This window comes from Brunnivagina elsteri CCALA 953 (assembly GCF_002289455.1).
Taxonomy (GTDB): domain Bacteria; phylum Cyanobacteriota; class Cyanobacteriia; order Cyanobacteriales; family Nostocaceae; genus Brunnivagina; species Brunnivagina elsteri.
The window spans coordinates 1-3,422 of record NZ_NTFS01000551.1 but is presented as its reverse complement, the minus strand read 5'-3'; the positions used below and the strand labels follow the sequence as shown (position 1 = coordinate 3,422).

Annotated in this window: 2 protein-coding genes; both read right to left on the bottom strand. The window is 41.7% G+C overall.

All coding sequences use genetic code 11. The annotated features are described in order from the left end of the window. Positions 1 to 20: 20 nt before the first annotated feature. A complete protein-coding gene (gene glmU, locus CK510_RS28155; RefSeq protein ID WP_095724791.1) occupies positions 21 to 1,388 on the bottom strand; it encodes a bifunctional UDP-N-acetylglucosamine diphosphorylase/glucosamine-1-phosphate N-acetyltransferase GlmU in 1,368 nt (455 codons plus the stop codon). 139 nt (positions 1,389 to 1,527) lie between these two features. Next, entirely contained in the window at positions 1,528 to 2,712 is a 1,185-nt protein-coding gene (locus CK510_RS28150; RefSeq protein ID WP_095724790.1) for a response regulator, read from the bottom strand. Positions 2,713 to 3,422: the final 710 nt, after the last annotated feature.

Genomic DNA, 3,422 nt, shown 5'->3' with positions numbered 1-3,422 from the left:
CCCCATTCCCCATCCCCTAATTAATCTTGCTGACTTTCTCGTTTCTTCGTTACCCAACCCGGTTTAATTACAGGATGTGCGCGAGCTACAACTAAACAATCGTCGGGGATATTTTCGGCGACTGTAGAACCTGCGGCGATGTAAACATCATTTCCAAGGGTGATTGGTGCAACCAGGACACTATTGGAACCCGTACCCGTGCGATCGCCTATTATGGTTTGATGTTTCTTAAACCCGTCGTAGTTAGCCGTAATTGTCCCTGCACCAATATTTACTTTCGTTCCGGTTGTGGCATCACCAAGATACGATAGATGGGCAACGTTGGTTTTACTACCTAATGTTGTATTTTTTAATTCGACAAAATTACCAATGCGGCATCCTTCCCCAACTTGGGCATGACCTCGTAAATGGGCGTAGGGACCAATTCTCACACCCGATTTAACTGTGCTATCGGTAATTACTGAAAATTGGATAGTGGTATTTTCACCAATTTCGCTATTCTCAATCAAACTTCCTGGACCAATTCGACACCCAGTTTGAATCACCGTATTCCCTCGCAAGTGGGTTTGGGGTTCAATGATGACATCGGGCTGTAATACGACCGTCTCATCAATTGTGACACTGCTGGGGTCAATAATCGTCACACCAGCAGCCATCCAGTTTTCTTTGATTCGTCGCTGTAAAATCTCATAAGCTCCAGCTAATTGCAAACGGTCATTGATACCCAAAATTTCTTGGTAATCCTCAGTATCCACCGCCATGACGGGGGTAACTTGTGTCACAGCATCGGTGAGGTAATATTCTTTTTGGGCATTATTTGTTTGCAAATGCGGTAGTACCTTAGCCAAATCCTGCCAACGAAAGCAGTAAATTCCAGCATTAATCCGGCAATTTTGTTTTTGGGCAGTATTACAGTCTTTATCTTCGACGATTTGCTCAACAACGTTGTCACCATTACAAAAAACACGCCCGTAACCTTTCGGTTCGGGCAGATTTGCCGTCAGTATTGTGGCTGCATTTTGATTATCTTGATGTATTTTGAGGAGATTTTGCATGGTTTCGGGACGTAACAGAGGTACATCACCGTTTAACACCAATAAATCGCCAGTATAACCTTGCAAATGTGGTAATAATTGTTGGATAGCATGACCCGTTCCCATCTGTACAGTTTGTTCGACAAATTCGAGATTGGGTATTGACTGCATGGCGCTTTTGACTTCTTCGCCCTGATATCCGACTATGATTATACGCCGTTCCGGTTGTATAGTTTCGACACTATTTAACACCCTCTCAACAAGCGATCGCCCACCTAAGGAATGTAACACCTTAGGTAGATTTGATTTCATCCGCGTTCCTTTTCCTGCCGCCAGAATTGCTACGACTACCATAATTAGGGATTAGCTGTGTGTGAATTGCGATGAACTATCCAATAAGTTCAGGCAAATAATACCAGCTAACACAGCATCACTCATAGGTAATCTCGTTGCAAACTACCAAACTTATTCTCAAGTGATGATGTTTGCCGAATCAACTATTGCGATCGCGTTTGCTAATAAACTCTGTAAACTGCTGCATTAGTTGGAAATTTCGCCAACCTTTGGCAGTTTCCTCAGTCATAATTTGTATTGCTTCTTCTGGTGTATAAGCGGGTTTATAGGGACGTTCACTACTCAAAGCGTCATAAATATCAATTATTTGGAATATTTGGGCAAGGTAGGGAATTTTGTCCCCTTTGAGGCTATCGGGATAACCTGAACCATCCCAGCGTTCGTGATGATGGCGAATAATTGGAATTACACCTCGCGTTGCCCGAAGCGGTTGACAAATCTGTTCGCCAATTAAAACATGCTGACGCATTACTTCCCATTCTTCGGATGTGAGTTTTCCCCTTTTCAGCAATATGGCATCGGGAATGCCGACTTTGCCGATATCGTGTAGGTATCCTCCCCACATCAAATCGCGAATTTGGTTGTACGAAAGGTTGAGGTATTCGCCAAATTCTTTGCCCAATTGGACTAATCGTTCGCAATGATTACCTGTATTGGGATCACGACTTTCAATTGCCCGTGCGATCGAAAATAGCACCTGTTCGGCATGGTCAATATCTTCATTTAAACGCTTTTGCTGAACCAATGACTTTACCCTAGCAGCCAATTCGAGACGATCGAAGGGTTTGGTCAAAAAATCCCCGGCACCAGATTCGATGCTACGAACTCGCGATCGCTTATCGTTGAGTGCGGTGATGAAAATTATCGGAATTTGGCGTGTTTGTTCGTCTTGCTTGATAATTTGACAAACTTCAAACCCGTCCATTTCTGGCATCATTACATCTAACAAAATCAAATCCGGTTGCTTTTGGGCTATTAGTGCGATCGCAGCAGCACCACAGTCTGCCTCAATTACCTCATATCCCTCCATTGCCAACAGATCAACAGCCGTCATTCGACTTTCTGCGCCATCGTCAACCACCAAAATTTTTGGCTTGTCTGAATCAAAACCATACCCTTGCGAAGATGAAGCCTGTTGTATTCCTGCTACTAATGAGTCATAACCAGAATCAACATGATTATTTACCCAGGCAGGAATCGTCTCAGCTTTTTCCCGCATAATCTCTTGCTTCGAGAACCCCAAGGGAGAACCCTGTGGCTGCAATTCTACAGTATTGCCTGAACCAATACTATTTGGCTTTGTTGAGGTGTTAGACCCACTCATTGATTTTTCGGTAGAGCCTGTATAATTGGATTTCCAAACCACGAGGGCGCTCCAATTCTTTAATAAATTTACAGTTTAACTTTTGAAAAATAATTGAAAAACAATATTAACAATATCATTTTTCAACTGGATTTCATTTTTCATCACTACTTTAGATAAGTTTTGCAAGCGATAACGTTTGCTTAACTATTTGTAATGGTTTGAAATCAGTCTTTGATGTTTTTCGAGAGCCTTAGGAAAATTGCTTCCAAAATCTCTTACTGATAAATATAGTATGAGCAATAATTGCAAATGTTAAATCAGGTGTTTTACGGAGATTTCTCAACATTACTATCAATACAAAATCCTCTTTTTGTTAAATTTAGATCAAATCTAGTGCTGGTATTGCAAAGTTTCTTTTTTTTTCGTGATGATGTTAACGAAAAAGCTTTGAGATTTTTCAGTACTACCGATAAAATTTATTAAACTTTAGTAAAGTCTCTTCTGTCTGTGACTATTTACACTGAGAGACAGTGATAAATCTCACAGTTATTAGTTTTAACTTAAATTAGTTAGAGAACTCCACAGAAAGAAATGCCCAATGTCATTCTGAGGAACGTACGCGCTGAGTCGCAAAGCGACACGCTGCGCGAACGCGTTGCCGCAGGCTAGAATCTCGCGTAGATGCTTCGTTCCTCAGCATGACAACACAGGATCATTCATTTTGTGGC